Origin of the sequence: Zhongshania borealis (assembly GCF_039539625.1) — a bacterium.
Classification (GTDB): Bacteria; Pseudomonadota; Gammaproteobacteria; order Pseudomonadales; family Spongiibacteraceae; genus Spongiibacter; species Spongiibacter borealis.
This window is the reverse complement of record NZ_BAABDM010000001.1, coordinates 86,412-110,306: the sequence shown is the minus strand read 5'-3', so window position 1 is coordinate 110,306 and position 23,895 is coordinate 86,412. Positions and strand designations below refer to the sequence as shown.

The window sequence follows — 23,895 nt, the reverse complement described above, 5'->3', positions numbered from 1 at the left end:
ATTTACGAGGAATCTACAATGCCTACAGTGGAAACGCCCCATTACAAAGACGGCGACTTTTTGGTCGATTACGAAGAGAAAGTGTTTGAAGACGTACAGGCAGAACCGGGTGCAAAAGCCCTACTCACGTTTCACACGATTGCCTTTGAGGGCTCTATCGGCCTTGTTAACCTACTGCAGGCCAAGCGCTTATTGCGCAAAGGCTTTGAAACCAAAATTCTACTTTACGGCCCCGGTGTGCAATTGGGCGTACAGCGTGGTTTCCCCACCCTTGGCGCAGAAGCATTCCCAGGCCACTTAGCGTGCAACAACCAGCTCAAAGCCTTTATGGAAGAAGGCGGTGAAGTTTACGCCTGTCGCTTTGCCCTGCAAGCGCTTTACGGGCAAACCGAAAAAGCATTGATAGAAGGCATTCGTCCCATCAACCCCCTGGATGTCATGGACCTGCAATTGCTTATGGCCAGAGAAAAGGCGTTTACCGTTCACACTTGGACAGCCTAAGTGCCCAGCCCCTCGCAGCGCACTGCGCTGGCGAGGGGCTGACAAACCTCGCGCTTTACACGCAGACTCAATAAATAGGGATCACTATGAGCGAAATACTCGCCGCAGCAGTGCAATGCAGCCCCGTACTTTACTCCTGCGAAGGCACGGTTAACAAAATTTGCAATTGGATTGCCGATCTTGGCAAGCAGGGCGTGCAACTCGCAGTTTTCCCTGAAACAGTAGTGCCTTACTACCCCTATTTCTCCTTTGTTCAGGCACCCGTTGCCATGGGCAAACAACACCTTATGTTAATGCGCGAAGCCGTGGTGGTTCCGTCCATCCACACCGAGCGTATTGGCGCAGCCGCTGCCAAAGCTGGCATGGTGGTATCAATCGGCGTCAATGAACTCGACGGCCAAACCCTCTACAACGCACAGCTTCTGTTTGATAGCGACGGTAGTTTGGTACAACACCGACGCAAAATTACGCCGACTTATCACGAGCGCATGGTATGGGGGCAAGGAGATGGCTCCGGTCTTGCTGCCGTGGATACCGCGATTGGTCGCGTTGGTTCACTGGCATGCTGGGAGCACTACAACCCGCTGGCGCGCTATGCCTTAATGGCCGATCACGAAGAATTCCATGTTGCGATGTTTCCCGGCTCATTGGTTGGCGAAATTTTCGCGGAGCAAATCGAGGTCACCATTCGTCATCATGCCTTGGAGTCCGGTTGCTTTGTGATAAATGCAACCAGCTGGCTAAGCCCTGAACAGCAGCAACAGATAGTTGACGACACTGGCGGTCCACTGTCTGCCATTAGCGGCGGTTGTTTTACTGCCATAGTCTCACCCGAGGGCAGACTACTTGGCGAAACCCTGCGCAGCGAAAGCGGCGAAGGCGCCTGTATTGCAAGCTTAGACAAAAGCCTTATTGCCAAGCGCAAACGCATGATGGATTCCGTTGGGCATTACAGTCGCCCCGAGCTTCTCAGCTTGCTCATCGATAAAACCCCGCGCCCGCACACCCACGCCATGAGCGATCAGCGCCTAGTCACGGCCACCGCTAGTGACACGTCTCACCAAGATACAGTGCCAACAACGGTCTAAAGGAGGCTCATCATGACGCAAAAAACCGGACAATTAAGTGGCGCGCAACTCAGCCAATTACAGAGTCGCGGTATGCACTGGCTGAATAGCGATGCACTAGGTCTCGCGCGCAATGGTGGCGCCGGCCCAACTGACCACAAGGCGCTAAGTTTTGACGGCGACACCACGATGATTCCGATCGCCAAGCACCAAGACTCAGGTCAACAACGATCCTCTCCGTTCAGTGCCAAACTCGATCAGCACAGTGGCGAGGTCATGATTTTTGATCAAGGAAACTTAATCGCAAAAGCCACCGCGCCGGGCACACCTCGTTTCTATGCGCTCAGCACAGCGGAGGGTGTGCCCTATTCCAAAATCGCGACCCTCCACAGTAAAGACGTGCTCGCCACCACCGTTATGCAAACCTGTGTGCGCTATCGCAACCGCGACACCTCTTGCCAGTTCTGCGCGATTGAAGAGTCCCTCGCCGCGGGTAAAACCATTGCCCACAAATCACCAGCCCAATTGGCTGAAGTGGCCAAAGCCGCCGTTGAACTCGACGGTATCAGTCAGATGATCATGACCACCGGCACGCCCCAGAGCAATGATCGTGGCGCGGCAGTATTAGTGGCATCTGTTATTGCAGTTAAGGCGGCGGTTGGCATTCCAATTCAAGTTCAGTGCGAACCCCCTGCTGACGACATTTGGCTCCATCGCCTCAAAGCGGCGGGGGCAGATGCACTCGGCATGCATCTTGAGGCTGTCAGCGACCGCGTGCGCAAAGCCATTATGCCGGGCAAAGCCAGTGTCCCCTTGAGCCGGTATATGTCCGCTTTTAAAACGGCAGTAGCACTATTTGGGCGCGGCAATGTAAGCACCTACATACTGGCAGGGCTCGGTGACACTGAAGACGAAATCCTTGCCATGGGGCTGAAATTGATCGACATGGGCGTATACCCCTTTGTGGTGCCCTTTGTACCAGTAGCCGGAACGCCGCTTCAAAACCACCCGACACCTGATGGCGCGATGCTTGATCGCATTTTTTCGGTGCTAGGCCCTGCGCTCGCTGCGAGCGGCATGACGTCAAGTCAGCTCAAGGCGGGCTGCGCCAAATGCGGGGCCTGCTCCAGCTTAAAACAGTATGAACAAACGCCCGCGCCAATGCCCTTGGCAAACCACGCTGAGGAAACCGCACATGCCTAAGCACGTTCTGCGCTACGCCTTTGACGACCAAGCTTTTCGGGGCTTTCGAGCAACACAGGTTCAGGTCAAACTCACCTCCAGCAACTGGGAGCGACAGCGTTATTTTGCCCTTCGCCAACGCGTATTTAGCGACGAGCAACAACTACTCAGTCACGAGCAGGACGCCGAAGATTTTCGCGCCACGGCTATCGTCGCGCTGGCCAGCAACTGCGGCATGACTGACGACGTCGTGGGCGCGGTGCGGATTTTTCAGCGCGACGATCCAAACTACCCAGAGCTGTGGTTTGGTGGCCGACTCTGTGTTGCCAAGGAGTATCGCGGCCATAGCCAGATCGGTAAAGCATTAATTAACACGGCGGTGAGCCGCGCCAAACAACTTGGCTGCCAGCACTTCCACGCCTTTGTTCAACGCCAAAACGTACGCTATTTCAGTGGTCTGCACTGGGCTGAAATGGGTGATATCAGCATCGCCGGCCACCCCCATAAACGCATGCGCGCCGACTTGTCAGCCTACCCACTTGCCACTATGCCAGCACCAGCACTGCCCCATGCTGAGAGGACTTGGGCATGAGACCACTAAACCGCCGCCCCTCGTTTACAATTGACCGCACAGTGACGGATGCCAAGCTTGCGACATTAATTAGCAAACATCGCGAGCTGCCAGAAATAAAGGCCAAGCGCGCAATTCGTCACGCTGCGGCAATGCTGCCCAGCACCTCAGCCACTGACCTTAAGGCACGTTACGCCCAACCCGGCGACGACTGCGCGGCACTCCCCTGCCCGGGCGGTTACCAATTACTTGCCATGGAAGGCATGCTGCCTGATTTTGTTGCTAAAGACCCAAAGGCCGCAGGCTGGTCCTCGGTCATGGTAAACGTCAGTGATATTGCCGCCATGGGTGGTCGCGCCACGGCCATCGTCAATGCCTTCTGGCACCATGACGACGAGTCCAGCCAAATTTTAATGCATCATATTAAGCGCGCTTGCGACGTGTTTGGCCTGCACTTTGCCGGGGGCCACAGCAGTATCAGCCCCGCGCACACACCGAGCCTTGCGGTGGCCATAACGGGCTACGCCAGCAAGTTACTATCATGCCATCACCTGCGCCCTGGGCAACGGTTGTTCATTCTCAGTGATCTGAATGGCAGGTGGCACGGCGACCTCCCCTACTGGGGCTGTGTCGGTGGTAAAAGCCCTGAACAGATTCGCAATCAGTGGCAAATACCCGCCGAACTGGCTGAGCGCGGATTAGCGGTGGCTGCCAAGGACATTAGCAATGGTGGCATTCTCGGCACCTTGATTATGATGTTAGAACTTACCGCTTGTGGTGCCACCTTGGACCTCAACGCGATCCCGCGCCCACAGGGTGATTTATCACGATGGTTGCAGGCCTTTCAAAGCTTTGGCTTTCTGCTTGCAGTGGAGGCCGAGCAAGTCACTCCGCTAATCCAATTTTTCCAACACAGCCACCTCAGCTGCACACCTGTTGGCAGCATCAATGACAGCGCTTGTATTGAGCTGGACTACGGTGGCAGTCGTGGCGTTTTCTGGGATCTTAAATCAGAACAATTAACCAATATGGGAGGCGCATTATGCCCGCCGTCAATTTCACCGTGAGCTGGCCAGATGGCGAAACCCGCGAATATTATTCGCCATCGACCATTGTCCACCAATACCTAAAAGCTGGCGTCAGCTATAGCCAAGCAGAGTTTGCCGAGCTTTGCCAACACACCATGACTCAAGCCTCAGAGCGTGTTCGCCAGCGCTATGGCTTTGCCTGCAGTGCATCTAGCGCCGAATTGGAAAAACTTCAGCGCAAACTCAAGACACTGCGCGAACGCAATATTGAAGGCACCGTTGCCGTTATTGAACTGCGCTAAAGCATTTTTTTCACTCTTAATTGTATACCGGATGACATCATGACAAACCCAGACACTCTCCATTACAGCAGCATTATCATCGGTGCGGGCCAAGCTGGACTCGCTATGAGCTACTGCTTAAGTCAGCAACAGATCGATCACCTTGTATTGGAAAAATCCGACTGTATTGCACCTAATTGGCGACGCCAGCGTTGGGACAGTTTCTGCTTGGTTACGCCTAACTGGCAGTGTCAGTTACCGGGCATGCACTACCAAGGTGACGACCCCAACGGTTTTATGGTCAAAGATGAAATTATTGAATATCTCGACATGTACTATGAGCACAGCAAGGCGCCAGTGCGTTTCAACAGTCCGGCTACCTCAGTAGAAAAACGTGGCAACCGCTTTTATATCACTACGCCAAAACAAAACTACAGTGCCGATCATGTCATCGTGGCCTGCGGCAGCTACCACAAACCCCACATACTGCCCCAAGCTGCGGCTATGCCAGATCACATACAGCACATCCACTCCAGTAACTACCGCAATGCAGAGCAGCTGCCTGAAGGTGAGGTAATGGTCGTTGGCACCGGGCAATCAGGCAGCCAAATTGCTGAAGACCTGCATTTAAAAGGCCGCACCGTACACCTGTGTGTTGGCACCGCACCTCGTGTCAATCGACGCTACCGCGGCAAAGATGTGGTCAACTGGTTAGATGAAATGCACTACTACGAAACTACCATTGACAAACACCCTGAAGGCGCCAACGCACCTCACGCGACCAACCACTATGTCACTGGCCGCGATGGTGGCCGCGACATCAATTTACGGGTTTTTGCCGAGCAGGGAATGCATCTGTATGGACGCTTAAAACATTGTCGCGATGGTATTATTGAATTCAATGATGATCTCGCCAACAACCTTGCCTACGCTGATAAGGTCGCTGCCCGTATTCGCGATAGCATAGAGCGATATATTCAAGAAAATAAAATTGACGCTCCCGCTGATGAAAATATTCACAGCAACTACCTACCAGCCCACTGCGCTCAAATCGACATGAATCACGGCAAGATAAGCGCTGTGGTATGGGCAACAGGTTTTACCACCGATTACAGCTGGCTAAAGCTGGGAGTTTTTAATGAAAAAGGTAATCCCCTGCAAAACCGTGGCATTAGCCCTGAGCGCGGGCTGTATTTCCTCGGCCTCAACTGGATGAACACTTGGGGCTCAGGACGGTTTTACCACGTTGGCCGCGACGCCGAGTACATTGCCAATGCCATTACCCTAAATCAACATCAGGCCATTACAGCCTAGCGGTCAGCCGCTTTATTATCATTCAAGGAGTATGGACTTCGCTTTTGCTGTCAATGCCATGCTCCTTGTCCCCAGAAAAAAAGCCCCGATGCCAGCAAGAACACGGACAGAGATTACCGGTTTGCATTCCGCACAGATTTACATTCGCTCGAACACGTGATCACGGCATATCCGCAATACTTTTCTAAATCACAGTTATCGAAAAATACATAGACGCGACCGCCTATTCAAACAACAATATGGTCATGAAGCTGACTAACACCCTCGACCACATCAGATGCTAGAGCAAGCCACACCCTCAGCCAATTCGCTTGCGCCGGCCTCGCTCGACGATCCCCTCTACTACCTGAAAAACCTCCAGGCCGTAGTGCGCTGGGTCACTGCTCACCATCATGATTTGCTGAAAGCCGAGGAGCTAGAAGTTCTCCACCGACTCCTGCAGCTCGCTATGCCAGCACAAGCCCTGTTGGCCAGAATGATTATTCGCAAGGGTGAAATATTTCGCAGTGACAAACTTGAATACCAAGAGATTCCGTCAAGCCAGAGCGCCTTAGATGAGCTCGGTCAGCAGGGTTTTATTGATACCAAGGCTCAGATAAGTATTGAACAATTGTATAAACATTGCCGGCGCGATGAACTCCTCAATCTACTGCACGCTACGGGTAGTACATTACCGAAGTCGGCTAAAAAATCGGAATTGCTGTCGGCGCTTGAGGCCCTTGAGCTAGCTGCTGGCGCCAATTCTCTAGACCTTTGGTGGCCAGCGGCGCCCTTTAACTTGGTGTCACTGCAATGCATGGCCGTATTCGATCGCATGCGCCTGATGTTTTTCGGTAATCTTCATCAAGACTGGTCAGAGTTTGTGTTAACCGAACTTGGCCATCAAAGCTATGAAACCGTCGCCTTTGAGCCCCAATTTCGCGCCTTCGCCAGTCGCGAGGATGTCGATAGCTACCTGGCATTGCATTACTGCCAAACAGCATTGCAGGAAGCAATTGATATCAGCACCATCTTGCCCCTGTTACCAAGCCAATTAAGCAACCCCTGGCTTGAATATCGACGGCAGCGACTGGAATTTCAGATAGCTCAACAAGCCGAACGTGCAGGTGATATTCCACTGGCCATCGAACTCTATACCGGCAATGTCTTAGATGAGGCCAAGGTACGCTTATATCGCGTACTCGAAAAGAACAGTGACGATATTGCTGCCGTCATTCACGACATAGAACAGGATTTACAAATAACTTTCAGGCTAGAAACACGTATTCATCTTCAGCGAATTTTGCGGCGTCTGAGCCGTAAAGTGGGCAAGCCACGTTCACAGCCCAAAAGGCAAACTCTCCCTCTTATTGAACTTTCGCTTTGTGAGACCGACCAACGCGTCGAATTCGCCACGCTAGAAGCCCTCACCAAAGAGGACTATCTGCAAGGCTTTTATACCGAAAACTGGCTCTTCACCGGACTCCTTGGCTTGCTGTTTTGGCCGGTGCTGTTTGAGCCTTTACCTGGCGCCTTCTTTCACCCCTTCCAAGCCGGTCCAGCCGATCTTTATCGGCCTGATTTTGGCGCACGCCGACAACTTCAAATTGAGGCACGTCTCGCCACCTTAGATTCTGGAGAGTATCGGGTTTTAATTAAAAACTGCTGGCAAGAAAAATTCGGTATTGCCTGTTCCTTAGTTCACTGGCCGGTGATAACTGAAACCCTGCTGGATCTCGCACTCGCCACGATCCCCGCAGCACACTTAAAAACAATTTTAACGCACTTATTAGCGGATTTACGCAATCACCGCCGCGGCATGCCAGACTTGTGCGTGTTTGACCGTCGCCTGCAAAGCTACAAACTCGTTGAAGTCAAAGGCCCCGGCGATAGACTGCAAGACCACCAAACCCTATGGATAGAATCGATGTTAGCTGCAGGCATTCCCATTGAGGTCGCGCAAGTGCAATGGATAACCCCACCATGATGAATGTGTCGGTGAGATCACTGTGCGAATTTGCCGCCCGCACCGGCAGCTTGGAGTTTAAATACACCCCGGCACCAAGCGCCGAAGAAGGTATTGTCGGCCATATTACTGTTCAGCAACGACGCCCCGATCCCTACGTAGCCGAGTATCTACTTAAAGGCGAATGCGAAGACGTGTTTGCGAGCGGACGTGTCGACGGTTACTACGCACTGCAACAAGATTGCTTTCTGGAAGAAATAAAAACCCATCGCGGCAATGTCGCCAGAATTGGCCCTGGCCGCCGCGCACTGCACTGGGCACAGTTAAAAGTGTATGGCGCGCTGTTTTGCCGACGCGACAATCGCGAGTCGATTAATCTTCGCTTGACCTATTTTGAAGTGCGCAAAGAGGAAGAAACCCACGAAACGCTGGAATTTAGCGCCGACGAGCTATGGAACTACCTCAGCGTTTTATGCCGAGACTATGCCCAGTGGGCGACAAAAGAACAGCGTCATCGCGAGCGGCGCGATCTCGCCCTCGCCGCGCTGAACTTCCCTCACGCGAATTTCCGCACAGGCCAGCACGATCTATCGCGCAATGTATATATGGCGGTTGCATCGTCAGTGCCGCTGCTCTTACAAGCCCCTACCGGCATAGGTAAAACCGTTGGGGTTTTATACCCCGCAATGATGGCCATGCCAAAAACTGGCTTAGACCGCCTGTTCTTTTTAACCTGCCGCAATACCGGGCGCAAACTTGGGCTCGACGGCCTGAGCACCATTATCAAAGCGCAAGCCCCTGTCGACGGAGAAGCCCCACGCGGACTCGAAGCACCCCCTATTCGCGTACTTGAGCTTTCCTCTCGCGAAGCCGCCTGCGACCACCCAGACAAAGCCTGCCATGGTGACTCCTGCCCGCTGGCTAAAAACTTTTTTGACCGTTTAAGCGACGCCCGCGAAGAAGCCATTCAGCAACGTTTTTTAGATCAGTCCGCGCTCCGCGCTATTGCCCGTAACCATTCTATTTGCCGCTACTTTCTCGCCCAAGAAATGGCGCGTTGGAGTGATATTGTCGTCGGCGATGTGAACCACTACTTTGATCAATTCGCACTACTCCACAGCCTGACCAAGCAAAATGAATGGAAGGTTGCACCGCTAGTTGACGAAGCCCACAACCTTATCGACCGCGCCCGTGGTATGTACAGCATTGTGCTCAGCGAAGCGGAAATGCTTTACACCATCAGCAAGGCACCAACGCCACTGCAAAAGCCGCTGGCGGATCTCGAAGAAGCATGGCAAACGCTAATAAAGCCTTTTTTAAGCGACACCCCTGCAGCAGATGTAGAACACCGTTACTTCTTAGCAGACGTACCCGAAGAGTTAAATAGCGCTTTATACAGTTTAATTGCAGCAATAACCGACTACCTAAGCGACCACCACACTGCTGCCGACATTCAGTATGTGCTGTTTACCGCGCTCGGCTTTCTGCGCCTCGCCGACGCCTTTGCCGATCATTCACTTTGCACCTTAGAGTTTACCGTGTCGCCCCTAGCGGGCACCATTTTACGCGGCAGTGCCAAACTCAAAATCGACAACCTAATTCCCGCAGACCACTTAAAACAGCGCTTTCTTGATGCCAATAGCTGCGTGTTATTTTCGGCAACACTGTCGCCAAACCGCTACCACCAAGACCTCTTGGGCATGCCAGCAACCAGCGTCTTCAAAGACATCGAAAGCCCCTTTCAGCGCGAGCAAATTGAGCTGCGCTTTGTGACTGACATCAGCACTCGCCGCGACGACCGCTTTGCCTCATTAGAACCCATCAGCGCGCGCATCGCCACGCAGTTTAAGGCGCAACCCGGCAACTACCTTGTTTACCTCAGCAGCTTTGAATACCTCAATGCGCTGTGCGCGTGTTTAAACAAACTGCAGCAAGATATCCCTACAATTCGCCAAAGTGCGGGAATGGCGCCTTCCGCGCGGGAACAGTTTATTTTGGATGCCAGCGACACCACACCCAGCGTTGGCTTTGCAGTATTGGGCGGCGTATTTTCGGAAGGTATCGATCTACCTGGTGACAAACTGATTGGGGTTTTTGTCGCCACCTTAGGCCTACCACCCCACGACGAATTGCACGAGGTTTTGCGTACCCGATTGGAAGCGCGCTATGGCGACGGCTACCGTTACACCTACCTCTACCCCGGCATGCAAAAAGTCATACAAGCGGCTGGTCGCTTAATACGCACCCCCGAAGATCGCGGCGTGATTGAACTCATCGACGACCGTTTTCTACGTGAGGATATCAAAGCGATGCTGCCCAAATGGTGGCTGCATTGAGGAAAATAATGACGGGAATGTGGGGGCCAAATAGGCCAGCTGTCATCAACTACTTCATTGATCCATTTTATAACAAGATCAAATGCCCCAGCGTGTACCGTACTCCGCACCATCGCGTCATACCGTATCCGCTAAGCTCGAGATCGGTGAACGCACACTGCTGCGTCGACTGAAAGATGAGAACCTCACGTATAAAGAGGTCCAGGAACAAGTCTTTGAAAAGCTCACACTCCGCCGGTTACAGCGGGGTGAAGCAATGGAGTCGATTGCAGAAAAGCTGGGCTACTCCGATGCAAAATCCCTTGGTAAAATGCTTAAACGACGCACCGGCTTAGGCATTCGCCAGCTGCGACAGTCGACTTAAACAAACCAGTAGCCGCTTAGCACCACAGCCGACTTTGCCCTCGCCATTACACGCACTAATCTACATAGGCTGTCTATAAACGCCTAAACGAAGGTCCTAATAGGATATAATTGCCATTACATGGTCATAGTTCTACGAAATTTCCCAAGCCACCGCAAGCGATGAGCATCCAGCCGACATATGATTGAGCACACTTACCAACTTGTTTTTATCGGCGCCGCGCTATTCCTGTTTGCGGTGTTTGCCAGCATCATCTCCCGCCGGCTAGGGGCTCCACTACTGCTTATATTCCTGCTGCTCGGTATGTTGGCAGGCGAAGATGGCATCGGCGGCATTCGCTTTGATGACATCGACACCGCGTTCTTAATTGGTAACCTCGCGCTCGCCATTATCATCTTCGATGGGGGGCTCGGCACGCGCATGGACACCTTTCGCAGCAGCTTACGGCCAGCGCTCTCCTTAGCCACGGTGGGCGTATTTCTCACGGCAGGAATAACCGGCGCAGCCGCATGCTATATCCTTGACCTGCCTTGGCAAGAGGGCTTGCTGATTGGTGCAATTGTTGGCTCAACCGATGCCGCTGCAGTATTCGGGCTTATCAAAAATGCTGGGCTAAATCTAAAAGATCGAACCGGTGCCACCTTAGAGATTGAATCCGGGTCAAATGACCCTATGGCTATCTTCCTTACCATCACCCTCGTTGAAGCGCTAAGCAGTCCTGCCGGTTTAAGTGGCTGGCTGCTGGTAGCCGAGCTCGTAAAACAAATGGGGCTCGGCCTACTCTTTGGTGTAATTGGCGGCTACGTCATCCCTGCCGCGCTGCGAAAAGTAACACTGCCGGTGTCACTGTACCCCTTAATGGTTTTTGCCGCCGCGCTCACCTTGTTTGGCGGCACCAGTTTTAGCGGGGGCAGTGGTTTTCTTGCCATTTACATCGCTGGTGTCATGACCGGCACCACCTCATTTTTGTATATGAATGACATACGACGTTTTCACGATGGCATCGCCTGGTTAAGTCAAATTGGCATGTTCCTTATGCTAGGGCTCTTGGTAACGCCAAGTCTGCTCCCCCCCATCATCATTCCGGCACTTATTATTGCAGGCATTCTCATTTTCGTCGCTCGACCGCTGGCGGTTGCGGTATCACTACTACCTTTCCGATTTCCGTGGCGAGATCAGGTGTTTGTGAGTTGGTGCGGACTACGTGGCGCAGTACCGATCATCCTCGCGCTATTCCCCTCCCTCGCTGGTTTAGAGAACGCACGCACCTACTTTGAGCTGGTCTTCTTTGTCGTACTTACCTCACTGGTCATCCAAGGCTGGACAATTGCACCAATGGCCCGCTGGTTAAAAGTCGACTTGCCCGTGGCACTGAAACTACCCAGTTTTAAAAGTACCCATTTACCCAGCAACCCCCACAAAGACCTTGTAGTGTATCAAGTCGTTACCGGTAGCAGCGTCATTGGTAAATCAATCTATCAACTGGTTTTACCCGACAGTGCCCAGGTAGTGGCGCTCATCCGCAATGAAATTCCGCTTAACTCAAACGAAGAAAATAAGCTTCAAGAGAGCGATCAAGTTGTCATCGTTGCCACAACTGGCATGGCGGAGAAATTAGCGGACTTATTCTCGCCGGCGATTTCACGCATGTCGTCAAAACTATCGTCCAACTATTTCGGGGATTTTTCAATTCGGCCAAACAGCGCATTAGGCGACCTAGCACTGCTTTATAACTTTGAAATACCCGACGAATTAAAACACCTTACGGTGGGTGAGCACATAAAGCGTAAATTTGGCGGTCGCCCCGTGGTTGGTGACGCACTGACGTTCCCACAGCTTAAACTGACTGTTAAGGAAATGAAAAATGGCGAGATTTCTTTGATAGGTCTTAAGCTGAATCTAGATTCTTAGACAACATTGGCATCACCGAGAACGTAGATTTAAGACTAGATCGGAGCCTTAGCCCAGCCAGTAGCACTCGTTTGCGACGGCCCGTCGCAAACGTCAGAAAAGCCTTTTCGTCTACTGCAAAATACCAGTAAATGTCGACTCAACAAATGAGCGCGTGCAGCTCACTATGGACAAACCACAGACCTAAAGCGACGCCCGTACAGAAGCAACTGCCTGCTCAGCAGATGCTAGCGCCCCTTCAATGCACGCACCGTTGAGATAATCTCCGGCAAAGGCCAAGCCTGGCTTTTGCAGTTTGCGGAACTCGACGATTTCGCCATACCGGCCTACCCCAAACTCGGGAATCGCTTCTTCCCGCATGGCCAAATGCAGTGGTGTGGCATGCACCGGAAGGCTTGGATAAAATTTGACGGCGCGAGCCCAGGCATCTGTATAAATAGTAGCTTCTGGCTGGCCAGCGTATTCCTGCGACGCTTCCGACGAGAAATACAAACTAATAATTTCCTTTCCTTCTGCACGAAGCGCGGGGTAGCGCTCGCCACACAAGCCAACGGCGACGATATCGCGTTTTCCGGGCCCCGCCGGTACCGCCATGCTGACGGGATGAGGCTCGTCCCTATCGATTAAGTAGGCCACATGCAAATTGGCACAATAGCGCTGGCTCTCAAGAAATTCGCGCTGCCCCTGACAAAAGCGCGACGCAGGTAAATCCTTGCACAGCGCCGCGGCAACGCTCGCCGTGGTCGCACATATTACCGCATCAAAAATTTCTTCATGATCGCCGCCAGCATCACGCCACGCCACCGTTGTACTTCCGCCGTTGTCCTGCAAGGTTTGTACTTCTGCACCAAAATATGAAGGCACACCAGACAGCAAGGTACGTGATAATTGATCAATACCCTCAGGAAAGCTATAGAAGCCCGCACCAGCGGAGTTAGACATCATGCCGATAAACATTGCCCGCGACACCTGCTCTGATGGTAGAAACCAAAAGGGCTCAATAGTCTGCCGTATAAAGCTGTGGTAGGCCCGCTCGCCTACTTGCTGACATGCATCGTCAGCCACGCTGCGATCGTCTAGCGGGCGCAATGACTCTGGCGACACCCAGTCCAGATGCTTGCGTTGCGCATTTATTTTCGCCAGATAAATAGCCAAGCGCAATTTGTCACGCCAACCGAGGGTCGGCAATCGCATGGACGACCATGCCGACGACCAAAGACTCGTGGCATTAAACCGCGCGATCCGCTCAGGCGAGACGAAATCGATCTGACGGCTTAAACGGTGCACCCCGCCCTCTAACCCCAATTCAGGTAGTAATTTTAAGAGTCGCGCGTAGAAACTGGTAAAGAAAGCGGCCCCGCTATCCAGCACCAAACCGCGCTCTGGATCTCGCCAACTACTCGCACGCCCCCCAGGCTCGGCCGCTTTCTCAAAGACTTGCACGCTATAGCCCGCCTGCTGTAATAAGCGCGCTGACATTGCTCCAGACACACCCGCGCCAATTATTGCAATTTTACCTTTATTCATAATACATCTCGTCTAAGCACCCGCCGTGGTGCATATATTTAAGGCGTTGCGGTGACACTCACCGCGTAATCACCGGTCACTGTCACTTGTACTAAATATCCACCGGGAATATTTTTAACAACGGGCGTTGTGCCGCCCTTTATCTGAGGCTTGCCAATACGTTCGGGCAGCCAAAGTTCAAGTGTGCCAGGGGCCTCTGTTGTGCCACTTACCTCAACCGCGCCGGAATCGATGTCTGCCACAAGCGACACTAAGCGTCCCGGCGCAGCACGCGGATAAGCTCGTGAAAGCGTTCGCGCGTACTCCGGCACCATTCCCAATTCAATGTCACCGGGACAACCGTTGATTAGCAATGCCAACTGGTCACCCGGAATATCACCGCCGGATTCATTAAGTGAATGCGGATCACCGCAGGCCTGACGCCATACCCACCATGCGCCACCGATAAGATACTCGTCTTCAAAGCGCGCATATTCTCTGAGCTTAGCGTCGTTGTTTTCTGGATCGCCAAACCAGCCCCATTCACCTGACCAAAACGCCGTACCCAGTGAACGCGCCGCCGTATCCGCAAGCTGATAGCCTTGCTCAATACTCAGTGGAAAAACCGAAATGGAATCAGCATAAAGGTGGGGAGCAAACACAATATTGCTGTCTGCCGTAAAGCCATTACGCGGTGGCAGTGTGGCACCGAACGCCGACCAATCTACCGTGGGTTCGAAAAAAACGATGTGCGAAAAACCGCCAACAACCCCAGCCTCCGCAGCCCGAATCGCCTCTATGGCGCGATCATAAAAGCTACCGGATAAGAACAACTCTGACACGCCCAATAAAAATCCGGGGTGCGGTTCATTCAAAAGGTCGTAACCAGCCACTGCCGGATTGGCCGCAAACTCTGCGGCAAATCTAGCCCAAGTCTCCACTAAGGCGCTTTGAATACCGTCGCGGTCTAACCAAAAATTTGTAAAAGCTTGCGTAACCGCAGGAGACAATTCCCGTAGTGCCACTCGGCAGGTCGAGAGACCGTCAGTAATCGTCGCCCAAGCTGGCGCACCATCCCAACCTATTGCGGGCTGAAACGGCGGCAGACACACCTCATCGTCGCCGGTCGCGATGTACTTGCCCCAGGCGTCTTGATGCATATCTAGCACAACATATAAGCCCTGTTGCGCTGCCGCATTCACTTGCTCACGAATTTTCTCAATATACGCTTGATTCAATTCGCCGCGCGTCGGCTCGAGAAGGGACCAGTGCACAATCATCCGCACCACGTTAAATCCCAAGCTCGCCATCCTCGCGAAGTCATCCGGTCTGGGTTCAACTGCCGCAGGCAAATCAGGGTGCGCCTGATAATAGTCGCCTAATGACGTGTAGTTAACCCCGCGTAGTAAGACCTCGCGGTTAAACTCGTCATAGATTCCCGCTCGCTCGCCCGTTTCCGCGTGCAGCCGAGGCAGTGTTTCACTAATATTATTTTGCTTGTCTGACGACGGCTCATTGCAGGCCACCAATAACAAGGCCGTAAACAAGCTCGCCAATTTGGTGATTCTCATCATGGCGCAACTCTAAACACGAGCTGCAATCATAAAGATCTAAGACTGGCAGTCATTACCCAATAAAGTCATGACCATTGTTCAATTCGGACAGCATGGAATCCCGGTATTCACCCGGAGTCATACCGGTCCACGTTTTGAATTTACGGAAAAACGACGCGGTTTCGATATAGCCCAGCGCCTGCGCAATATCGGTAAGTGACTGCTCCGGATCCGCCAAATATTGCATAGCTTGTTTCTGCCTAAGCTCGTCGAGTATTTGCTGATAATGGGTGCCCTCACGACGAAGATAACGTTGCAACGTTCTCTCGCTCATATCGAGGCGAGCAGCCACCTCCGACTTATTAATAACCCCGATCTGCAATTGTCGACGCAATTCCACTTGTACCAAGCCGGTCCAACTTTGCGCATTTGCATCAAGCCCTAACAATTGTTTTTGCGCATGATTTTCAAGAGCTGTTAACAAAGCCGCATCGGGCTGACGAAGCGGCAGTGCCAGTATTTCCTCGTCAACGACTATCCCGCTTTTGGGCTGATCGAAGTATACCGGACAGCCAAAAACGTGCTCATAGTCTGTATTACTGACGCCATCCGGCAATGCATGCTCAAATAGCACTTTACAAGGAGGATGCTTCGAGTCCGCAACCCATTGGCCAAACGAAAACCACGACGCAAGTACGTTCTCTACCATGTGACGTTTGGCTAGCGGGTCTCTCAGGTGTGCCTGCCAACTCATACATATCTGCCCGTCCAGCGGTTCGATATGGCTGGTACCCAATTCACCAATCAATTTTTCATAACTGACGACCCGAGCCATTGCGTCGCCGACAGAGGCGCTATTAATTAGAATGTAACCCAGCACCGTCCATGCATCCGGCTGTACTATAAGCCCCGCCTTCAAGCCAAATAAGCTATCGCCAGACAAGCTGACGAGTTCCCGCATCAGGCGCTCATGTGTTTTTGCGGGCAGTCGACGTTGCGAATTTTGAATATCTTGCTGCTGCAATCCTAGCGCGGCTAGCGCGGACTCGGTGTCTACACCATATTGCCGAACGGCATGCACATACCTCAGCAACGCAGAGACAGAAGCCTCTCGCTCAACGCCGGTATCATCTCGGTCGACACGGTTCATATCTGGGGTCATAACGGTCACTATAATTTTTATATAAGGCCTAATTTACACCTAAGGGCGATCATTTGCCTATGCACCATATTATTTCCAGCCAAATCGCATGTAAATATGGCGATCTGTGAACTCAAGACATCGTTCTGCAATCCCTTCCGCAACCGGCACTTGGGGCCCCATCACCGCCTCGCCTCGCCCCAAGTTGACTGAAACCGGCGTCTCACAAATACCACATCGCATATCGCTGGATGAGTCAGTCGCGCAAGGGACAGAAAAAACACCCTTGTCCGAATTGAACAATAGGCCTGACTCAATCCGGTAATGACAGAAAATCACATCCGCGTACCATTCAATCTCTTCAAGAGGGAGCGACAATGGCCAAGACCGGTGTAATTGCAATCCTGCTCCTGACAATTTTGTCGTCAGGCTGCAACAATAGTAATAAAAATAGCGATGACACGGCGCCTTCCGCACCACGCTCGGCCAAAACCCCAACGCTACCGCTTGGCCAGAATAACGGCTGGATAAGCGATGCAGACGGTCGTGTTGTTATATTCCATGGTTTTAATATGGTAGCCAAGGAGCCGCCTTATACACTGGAATCTGTCGGCTTTGACGAAGACGACGGCGAGTTCCTTGCCCGCAATGGCTTCAACGCCGTACGTTTAGGGTTCATGTGGAAAGCCTCTGAACCAGAACCTGGGCAATTTAATGACGCCTACCTGAGCAGTATTGAGCGCACTGTTCAAGCCATTGGGCAGCACGGCGTCATGAGTCTTTTGGACTTTCATCAAGATGCCTACAACGAAGCTGTTGAAGGCCAGGGGTTTCCGGATTGGATGGTATTTGACGATAGCGTTCCTTGGATTCCAGGCATACCCAAAGAAGCACAACTAAAGTACCAACGCGTTTGGGATAACTTCTGGGGAAATATTCAGGGCGTGAACAACACCGCATTGTGGGATCATTTTGCGGCTTTTTGGCAGCATGTCGCGCAGCGCTTTCGCGACAATCCTAATATTCTAGGCTACGACCTAATGAACGAGCCCTGGCCCGGCCTCCAAACGCCACTTTGCCTAAACCCCATTTTTTGTCCGCATAACAGCACACTCAGCGAATTTTACGAACACGTCATTCCAATGATCCGCGAGCAAGATTCGAGCACACCCCTCTATTATGAAGGCAGTCTATTGGCCGGCGGCGGGATGGCAATTGATATACCGGTAAGTGAAACAAATGCGGTCCTTTCATTTCACAACTACTGCATACTTACCGTGGTAGGCGCGATCGCGGGCCTCCCTTCATCACCAGAACTAACTGGCTTAACTTGCCCAGAGTTCGAAACCCTCACTTTTGACAACGCCAGCACACAAGCTCAGAACCAGGGCCACCCAGCGGTATTAACCGAATTCGGATCTGTACCCGATCTCGACGCCGTAAACAGTGTTGCCCAACAGGCCGACGAATATCGCTTAGGCTGGATGCATTGGACCTATTTCAACACAGGTACGACTAACTTCCCTGGCACGCCGAGCTTGGTATTCGATCCCACGCAACCGCCTATTGGCGACAACGTCAATACAAGTCTGCTCGAAACACTTGCTCGACCCTATCCACAAATAGTTGCCGGCACGCCTCTCAATTGGAGCTTTGACACAGACAGCAAAGTATTTGAAATGAGCTATTCACCCAATCGAGTAGATGGCACAGGACAATTTTCTGGTGACGCTGAATCGATTGTTTTCGTCCCAGAGATCCAATATCCCCAAGGCTACACAGTAAACATAAGCGGCGGCACCCTGCGATCTCCAGCAAACGCTCGTCAACTTGTGATCGCAGCCAATAACGGTGCGGAGAATGTCTCCGTAAGCATTAGCCCAGGACATTGAGTAGCAACGATAAAGTATAAAAAGTGAATATTGACCGGTCGGCGCGAGACATTGCACCGCAATTCTCTGCAGCCATTAGCTTAATGATTTTCAAAAAAATACCAACAAGGAATAACTATGCTTTACCGCAACCTATGGGGTAGCGCATTGGCGCTAGCCTTCGTCCCAGCAACTGGACTTGCCGCCAGCGAAGAACCACGCGCAAAACTCGAAGAAGTCATCGTTACCGCTCAAAAACAAAAGCAAAGTTTGCAAGATGTGCCTATCGCCGTTGCTGCAGTAGATGGTGCAAAAATACGGGACGCCGGTATAAAACGTATAGAAGAACTTGCCGCCTATATTCCTAATTTTAAAATGACTGCAACTGCACAGGGAAATGCGATCTATATTCGCGGTGTTGGCGCTGGGGACAACCGCGGGTTTGAGCAGTCTGTTGGAATGTTTATTGACGGCATCTATGCTGGGCGCGGCCAACAATTTCAAACTCCATTTCTTGATATTGCTTTGGTCGAGGTATTAAAAGGTCCCCAAGGTACACTCTTCGGCAAAAACACAATTTCCGGTGCAGTGAACATCACCACCAACCGCCCGTCTGAGGAGTTTAGCGGCGAACTTGGCTATCAGAACAATCCAGAGTTAGGTGCAACCGAGGTCACCGCCATACTAAACACACCTATAGGCGAATATTTTTCAGCACGCGTCGCATATAAGCGTCTGGAAGAATCTGGCTACCTCGAGAACTTTGTCACTGACCAAGAAGAGACGCCCAAAGCAGATGAATCCATACGTTTAGCGCTACGCTGGGACGCAAGTGAAAAGCTTGAGGCAAATCTCAAAGTTGAAAAATCTGATTTCGGCGTACAGGGATCAACATTCCAAGTAACGGATAAAACGGGCACGTTTAACTTGTACCAATCAAATATTACGCTGCCAATCGATCTTCCGATATCACTACCAATACCCCTTCTATCGTTTAACTTAGAAGATGAAATTGACCCACGTGAAGACGGAAAACTCGATCGTCGCAAGTCTGATCAGCAATTTTCGTGGCTGCCAGCGATGACGCAAAATAATAGTGAAGCCGCGGTATTCACCCTTGATTATGAACTCTCCGACACCGTTACAATAACCAGCATTACCGGCTACTCTCAGTTTGATTTCCATTTTAATTTAGACGCCGACTTTACCGATCTAGAATTTATCGGCACTCAAAATGGCGAAGAATTTAAACAGCTCAGTCAGGAATTTCGCATAACCGGCAGCGCGAGCGAAAAAATTGATTACATCGCGGGTGTTTACCTGCACACCCAAGATCTAAAAAGTACACTCTGGCTCAACTTAGACTTTGCTGCGCTTGGCATTCCCAGCGCCATACCCCTGCCGGGACAAAGTATTTCCTTACCTTCGCAATTGGCGACCTACACGGAGTTTACGCAGACAGCCGATAGCGCCGCCGTGTTTGGCCAAGCAACCTGGAATATCACTGAATCGTTAAGTGCAACCCTTGGCCTTCGCTGGGGCCAGGATGAAAAACGCGCTGGTAAGTTTTTGGATGTCGCCGAATTTCGTACTAAAGAACGCACCGCAAACCCACTTCACGCGATAATCGCTGGATCTTTAAATAATTCAGAAAACCACAATATAGCTAGCTCTCGCAAGGTCGACAATGTGTCGCCAGCATTAAACATTCAGTGGTATGCGACACAAGATACGATGACTTACTTCCGTTACGCCAAAGGCTTTAAGGACGGCGGGTTCAATGCCAGCGATACCACCGCGAGCTTAGAAGCCTTCTCTTTTGAAGATGAAGAAGCCGACACCTTTGAACTAGGCCTAAAATCAAGCTTACTCGACGGCGCGGCAACATTTAATGCGGCATTGTTCTACACCGAATTCATGAACCGCCAAGTCAGCAACTTTACCCTGACCGGCTTTGTGGTGGGCAACGCGGCGGAATCTATTACTCAGGGCGTTGAAACCGATTTCCGCCTAGCACTCAGCCAGAACCTAACCGTCGGCGCATCAATGGCGTTTTTGGATTCTTACTTCACCTCATTCGTCGATGGACCATGTACTGCCATGCAGACTGACGCCGCATTTGCTGCAGGTAACAGCAGCTGTACCCAGGATCTTAGTGGTGCAGGAGGCGATTATGCACCAGAAATAACCGCGAGCTTAACCGCACAATACCTACAACCCATCGGCGACGCGATGGAATTAGGTATTCAACTAGACCTCAATTACAGCGATGAATACTACTACGCCCAGGATCGAGACGACGCGGACATGCAAGAAGCGTATTACAAGATCAATGGCCGAATATCCTTATCGCACCTGGGACAAGGATGGGAGCTAGGCTTAATCGCTAAAAACCTAACTAACGAGTTAACGCGCTCTACCGGCAGCGACATCCCCTTATTCGTTGGCGCGCATGTGGCCGCCACAGAGCCACCCCGTAGCGTCGCCATTGAAGGCATAGTGCGTTTTTAAACATCCGCTTTTAGTTTAGCCTGGCATCGATGCTAGGCTTCGCTTCTAAATTCATTTGTGTGAGGTTTGGACTACATAAAGACCTCTCACAGAACTAGTGTATTTCCCCGAGTAACGCAGGTAACTCAGCGCTATTCCGAAAACTTTCTTCAGTGTTTATCTATTTCTGAGGAGCTATAAAAAAGCCCAGCAATGCCTTATATCTATCTTTGCTGGGCGATTACCTGAGGATAAACCAAGCCCTCATTCCATATAATGTTTGGGTGCGACTTCTGTAAAACCTTAAGGACAAATACTGTCAGTACCCACAATGGTAAAGGTGTTTGAAATAGCCTGATAGGGCTGCGCCTCCGCAGCCATAAAACCAAGAGATGCACCTTCTACCCGCAATCGATAAGTGCCGGTTGGGATATTGATTGGCGTCTTCCAAGTCACTAGTCCGGTACCGCCGCTACTAGTCTGCGGTAGCTCTAGTGCAACAGGGGGCTGCACCAAGGGCTTCCATTCATAGAGTAATTCTGGTGTGCGATCTTCCTCAACGACCAGCCACTCCCCGCTTGCCAATTCCTTTTCGACATAGACGTAGCTCTGCTGAATGCGCAGGTCATTACCGGGATGGCCCACCACAAACTCAGCTTGAAGTACCTCACCGGCAATTATGGAATTCGGCGGCTGAGTGACAACCGTGCCCGCAGCCCCGCTGGGATGAGGTGCCTCACGAGGACCAGGTTTGAGTGCTAAGTCTGCGCGAACGCCGGGCGAAGGTGGCTCAGAGACAGCGGTTTGCTCACGCATTGCACGCGCGAGCTTCAAAGATTCTTGCGCGACGGCGGCTTGTGTCCATGGACCATAGAGCGTAGATGCACCTTCGTATTGCTGAGATGAATATTCTTCCCGTGTGGTTAGATAGTGAACGTAATCGTTTACCAGCCCAGCAATTACGACGGTATCGACACCAACCGGCGCCAACTCTTCGAGTAACAGCGAGCGGATACGGCGTGCTGACATGGTGGTGACTTCCCATGGTAAACCTAGCAACGCGAAGTTGCCTACACGGAATAATTGAATCGGTAATTCCGAACCACCGCGCGGTAACAATACTGGTTTTTCGGCGTGGCAAGAATAATCCCCTGAAAATGCCAAAAGCTCTGCCGAGTTACACATAACGACGGCTGACAAGGTTTGACCAGGAATTAAATCCTCCGGCCAGCCACCGGGAAAGCCTTCAAGTCGTGATCCGGTCAGCGTCGCAATATCGACCAAAGCCGCGTCGAGAATGGCTGGATCGTCACTGCATTTTAGGCCTTCCTGCGTGGGCCCTGGGCCGTCCTCTGCTCCCGCGCCAAACGATGCGCCAAGAATACCGTCGCAGGTTCTCTTTTCCGCCTCATCTAACTCGGTAGGGTGTTTCAAACTCGCCAGTACGACAGGATCGTCGACGGCAATATCTGTAATGGGAATCCGCAAAAACTGATAATCTACCGGCCCAGTAACGGCGCTGCCAGTGCCATAAAGCTCAATCGCGCGCGCCAATTGTTTAATGCCGGAAATAGCGTTGGCATCTAAATCATTGTCACCGCCACCACGCTTGGGACTAGGATAGGGAAATTCTTCAATGGCAATATTGGGTGAAGCATCGCCTTCATCGGCTTGGGCGAAAGCGCCCACGAAAGTACCTGTAGCCGGATCGGCGCGATAGTTGGTGTCCATTAATCGCTCGAAGCCTAGCGACGCATAGCCTTTTACATCGCCACTGACATAGTTCTGGGCTGGACCAATGACAGTCGGGTGCACACCGAACCAATTAATCAAACCGGCAGCGGTGCCGTCTTGCCGATTCAGCTCCAACTGCACCATACGCTTATTAACTTTGGTTTCTTCGCCGCGCGCGTTTAAAAACAGGTTTCGCTCCGCCTCATTGTTTTGCTCGTAGGCAGGTTTAGAGCGATTTATATTGGTATTCAGCAACTCACCCGAAGACAAGGTGATACCGGCAGACTCCGGATTGGCCGCCAAATTGGCATGCGCTTTAGCGATGGCTTGAACAATGCCGCCTGCGATAACCGCCAGGCCATTGCCGACGCCGGCCAGCCCAGTGCCGGGATCAGAATGCGTATGCGTCACCGAGAGCATGATGTTGTTCGCATTATAGAGGCTACTGAGTTCGGCGTCGGCAGCAATCTCGGCTAGCACCACACTGCGAACGTTGGCGCTCATCAATCCAGTATCAATTGAAACAAACATCACACGCTTATTATTGCAGGGTGACGCAATGGCAAACGCTCGGGCATAAACGCGAGAGTGCAAGGCACTGAACACTTGCTGGGGATTCACCCAAGCGAGGCTGGCGGTATCGGCAATTGGGCCAGTGACATCGTGTAGACCGGTGCCGATCAAATACTCAACGTTACTTGAGCACTGCGCCGGACTACCTAGTGCTGAAATGACGTCTACTTCCAATCGTCCCGGAGCATCTAATCCCTCACCTACAGACCTACGCAGGTCATTCACTACACATTGTGCAGAAGGCTCATCAACTAACCGTGATGGTTTCTGGGGCTCAACAGCAACTACATTGCTATTCTTATTAGATCCACCGCCACAGGCGGCTAACACTAAGCCGAGGGTCATCACTAATGCGGGTCTGATCAGTACCATGCTACTTCACCTAAAGTTTGTGGAATACACAACGTAGCAGTATGCCCCACCCTACGCGCGTAAATACACCATATCTTTTCACCCAAGCATAGCATTCACACCGAAGTATCTACGTCGGGTTCTGTCGCAAATATAGTATTCTTTGTAGAAAATCG

At 51.8% G+C, this 23,895-nt stretch carries 17 protein-coding genes; 13 read left to right on the top strand and 4 right to left on the bottom strand.

What is annotated here, in order from left to right; all coding sequences use genetic code 11:
• Nucleotides 1-18: 18 nt before the first annotated feature.
• The 11 genes from ABD836_RS00550 to ABD836_RS00500 all read left to right on the top strand — a co-directional run bounded on the left by ABD836_RS00550 (nt 19) and on the right by ABD836_RS00500 (nt 12,500).
• Nucleotides 19-501: an MSMEG_0572/Sll0783 family nitrogen starvation response protein gene (locus tag ABD836_RS00550; RefSeq protein ID WP_344931740.1), complete on the top strand. Its 483-nt coding sequence runs from the start codon at nt 19-21 to the stop codon at nt 499-501.
• A gap of 86 nt (nt 502-587) precedes the next feature.
• A complete protein-coding gene (locus tag ABD836_RS00545) occupies nt 588-1,589 on the top strand; it encodes a Nit6803 family nitrilase (RefSeq protein ID WP_344931737.1) in 1,002 nt (333 codons plus the stop codon).
• A 12-nt stretch (nt 1,590-1,601) separates the two neighbouring features.
• Nucleotides 1,602-2,771, top strand: a complete 1,170-nt coding sequence (locus ABD836_RS00540) for an MSMEG_0568 family radical SAM protein (protein WP_344931735.1) — start codon at nt 1,602-1,604, stop codon at nt 2,769-2,771.
• Entirely contained in the window at nt 2,764-3,342 is a 579-nt protein-coding gene (locus ABD836_RS00535) for an MSMEG_0567/Sll0786 family nitrogen starvation N-acetyltransferase (protein ID WP_344931733.1), read from the top strand. Before ABD836_RS00540 ends, ABD836_RS00535 begins: the two co-directional genes overlap by 8 nt.
• Nucleotides 3,339-4,388: a sll0787 family AIR synthase-like protein gene (locus ABD836_RS00530; protein WP_344931731.1), complete on the top strand. Its 1,050-nt coding sequence runs from the start codon at nt 3,339-3,341 to the stop codon at nt 4,386-4,388. Before ABD836_RS00535 ends, ABD836_RS00530 begins: the two co-directional genes overlap by 4 nt.
• Entirely contained in the window at nt 4,364-4,651 is a 288-nt protein-coding gene (locus ABD836_RS00525) for an MSMEG_0570 family nitrogen starvation response protein (RefSeq protein WP_344931729.1), read from the top strand. Before ABD836_RS00530 ends, ABD836_RS00525 begins: the two co-directional genes overlap by 25 nt.
• 39 nt (nt 4,652-4,690) lie before the next feature.
• The gene (locus ABD836_RS00520) at nt 4,691-5,944 is read left to right on the top strand and encodes an MSMEG_0569 family flavin-dependent oxidoreductase (RefSeq protein WP_344931726.1); all 1,254 of its coding nucleotides are present in this window, start codon (nt 4,691-4,693) and stop codon (nt 5,942-5,944) included.
• A 277-nt stretch (nt 5,945-6,221) separates the two neighbouring features.
• Entirely contained in the window at nt 6,222-7,910 is a 1,689-nt protein-coding gene (locus ABD836_RS00515) for a VRR-NUC domain-containing protein (protein WP_344931724.1), read from the top strand.
• Nucleotides 7,892-10,225 carry an ATP-dependent DNA helicase gene (locus ABD836_RS00510; protein WP_344931722.1) on the top strand — a complete coding sequence of 778 codons (2,334 nt, stop codon included), beginning with the start codon at nt 7,892-7,894 and terminating at the stop codon, nt 10,223-10,225. The genes ABD836_RS00515 and ABD836_RS00510 overlap by 19 nt, the downstream gene beginning before the upstream one ends.
• 82 nt (nt 10,226-10,307) lie before the next feature.
• Nucleotides 10,308-10,589 carry a helix-turn-helix domain-containing protein gene (locus ABD836_RS00505; RefSeq protein WP_344931720.1) on the top strand — a complete coding sequence of 94 codons (282 nt, stop codon included), beginning with the start codon at nt 10,308-10,310 and terminating at the stop codon, nt 10,587-10,589.
• Between the two features lie 180 nt (nt 10,590-10,769).
• Nucleotides 10,770-12,500 (top strand): potassium/proton antiporter, encoded by a 1,731-nt coding sequence (locus ABD836_RS00500; RefSeq protein ID WP_344931718.1) that lies wholly within the window; start codon nt 10,770-10,772, stop codon nt 12,498-12,500.
• Nucleotides 12,501-12,683: 183 nt separating this feature from the next.
• Here ABD836_RS00500 and ABD836_RS00495 read toward each other — a convergent pair whose 3' ends face one another.
• From ABD836_RS00495 to ABD836_RS00485, 3 genes are read right to left on the bottom strand one after another with little or no spacing between them, the layout of a single operon-like run.
• Nucleotides 12,684-14,027 carry a protoporphyrinogen/coproporphyrinogen oxidase gene (locus ABD836_RS00495; RefSeq protein WP_344931716.1) on the bottom strand — a complete coding sequence of 448 codons (1,344 nt, stop codon included), beginning with the start codon at nt 14,025-14,027 and terminating at the stop codon, nt 12,684-12,686.
• 38 nt (nt 14,028-14,065) lie between these two features.
• The gene (locus ABD836_RS00490; RefSeq protein WP_344931714.1) at nt 14,066-15,580 is read right to left on the bottom strand and encodes a glycoside hydrolase family 5 protein; all 1,515 of its coding nucleotides are present in this window, start codon (nt 15,578-15,580) and stop codon (nt 14,066-14,068) included.
• Nucleotides 15,581-15,632: 52 nt separating this feature from the next.
• Entirely contained in the window at nt 15,633-16,721 is a 1,089-nt protein-coding gene (locus ABD836_RS00485) for an AraC family transcriptional regulator (RefSeq protein ID WP_344931712.1), read from the bottom strand.
• Nucleotides 16,722-17,077: 356 nt separating this feature from the next.
• Between ABD836_RS00485 and ABD836_RS00480 the strand changes: the two genes are divergently transcribed.
• On the top strand, nt 17,078-18,592 hold the full coding sequence (locus tag ABD836_RS00480) for a cellulase family glycosylhydrolase (protein WP_344931710.1): 1,515 nt from the start codon (nt 17,078-17,080) through the stop codon (nt 18,590-18,592).
• 117 nt (nt 18,593-18,709) lie between these two features.
• A complete protein-coding gene (locus ABD836_RS00475; RefSeq protein ID WP_344931708.1) occupies nt 18,710-21,082 on the top strand; it encodes a TonB-dependent receptor in 2,373 nt (790 codons plus the stop codon).
• A 282-nt stretch (nt 21,083-21,364) separates the two neighbouring features.
• Here ABD836_RS00475 and ABD836_RS00470 read toward each other — a convergent pair whose 3' ends face one another.
• On the bottom strand, nt 21,365-23,740 hold the full coding sequence (locus ABD836_RS00470; RefSeq protein ID WP_344931706.1) for a neutral/alkaline non-lysosomal ceramidase N-terminal domain-containing protein: 2,376 nt from the start codon (nt 23,738-23,740) through the stop codon (nt 21,365-21,367).
• Nucleotides 23,741-23,895 lie beyond the last annotated feature (155 nt).

Bases quoted from the DNA above. Each gene is read 5' to 3' on its own strand.
- ABD836_RS00535 (WP_344931733.1), top strand. From the start codon at position 2,764: ATGCCTAAGCACGTTCTGCGCTACGCCTTTGACGACCAAGCTTTTCGG.
- ABD836_RS00510 (WP_344931722.1), top strand. From the start codon at position 7,892: ATGGATAACCCCACCATGATGAATGTGTCGGTGAGATCACTGTGCGAA.
- ABD836_RS00495 (WP_344931716.1), bottom strand. From the start codon at position 14,027: ATGAATAAAGGTAAAATTGCAATAATTGGCGCGGGTGTGTCTGGAGCA.
- ABD836_RS00480 (WP_344931710.1), top strand. From the start codon at position 17,078: ATGGCCAAGACCGGTGTAATTGCAATCCTGCTCCTGACAATTTTGTCG.
- ABD836_RS00540 (WP_344931735.1), top strand. From the start codon at position 1,602: ATGACGCAAAAAACCGGACAATTAAGTGGCGCGCAACTCAGCCAATTA.
- ABD836_RS00530 (WP_344931731.1), top strand. From the start codon at position 3,339: ATGAGACCACTAAACCGCCGCCCCTCGTTTACAATTGACCGCACAGTG.
- ABD836_RS00545 (WP_344931737.1), top strand. From the start codon at position 588: ATGAGCGAAATACTCGCCGCAGCAGTGCAATGCAGCCCCGTACTTTAC.
- ABD836_RS00470 (WP_344931706.1), bottom strand. From the start codon at position 23,740: ATGGTACTGATCAGACCCGCATTAGTGATGACCCTCGGCTTAGTGTTA.
- ABD836_RS00500 (WP_344931718.1), top strand. From the start codon at position 10,770: ATGATTGAGCACACTTACCAACTTGTTTTTATCGGCGCCGCGCTATTC.
- ABD836_RS00485 (WP_344931712.1), bottom strand. From the start codon at position 16,721: ATGACCCCAGATATGAACCGTGTCGACCGAGATGATACCGGCGTTGAG.
- ABD836_RS00520 (WP_344931726.1), top strand. From the start codon at position 4,691: ATGACAAACCCAGACACTCTCCATTACAGCAGCATTATCATCGGTGCG.
- ABD836_RS00515 (WP_344931724.1), top strand. From the start codon at position 6,222: ATGCTAGAGCAAGCCACACCCTCAGCCAATTCGCTTGCGCCGGCCTCG.
- ABD836_RS00525 (WP_344931729.1), top strand. From the start codon at position 4,364: ATGCCCGCCGTCAATTTCACCGTGAGCTGGCCAGATGGCGAAACCCGC.
- ABD836_RS00505 (WP_344931720.1), top strand. From the start codon at position 10,308: ATGCCCCAGCGTGTACCGTACTCCGCACCATCGCGTCATACCGTATCC.
- ABD836_RS00475 (WP_344931708.1), top strand. From the start codon at position 18,710: ATGCTTTACCGCAACCTATGGGGTAGCGCATTGGCGCTAGCCTTCGTC.
- ABD836_RS00490 (WP_344931714.1), bottom strand. From the start codon at position 15,580: ATGATGAGAATCACCAAATTGGCGAGCTTGTTTACGGCCTTGTTATTG.
- ABD836_RS00550 (WP_344931740.1), top strand. From the start codon at position 19: ATGCCTACAGTGGAAACGCCCCATTACAAAGACGGCGACTTTTTGGTC.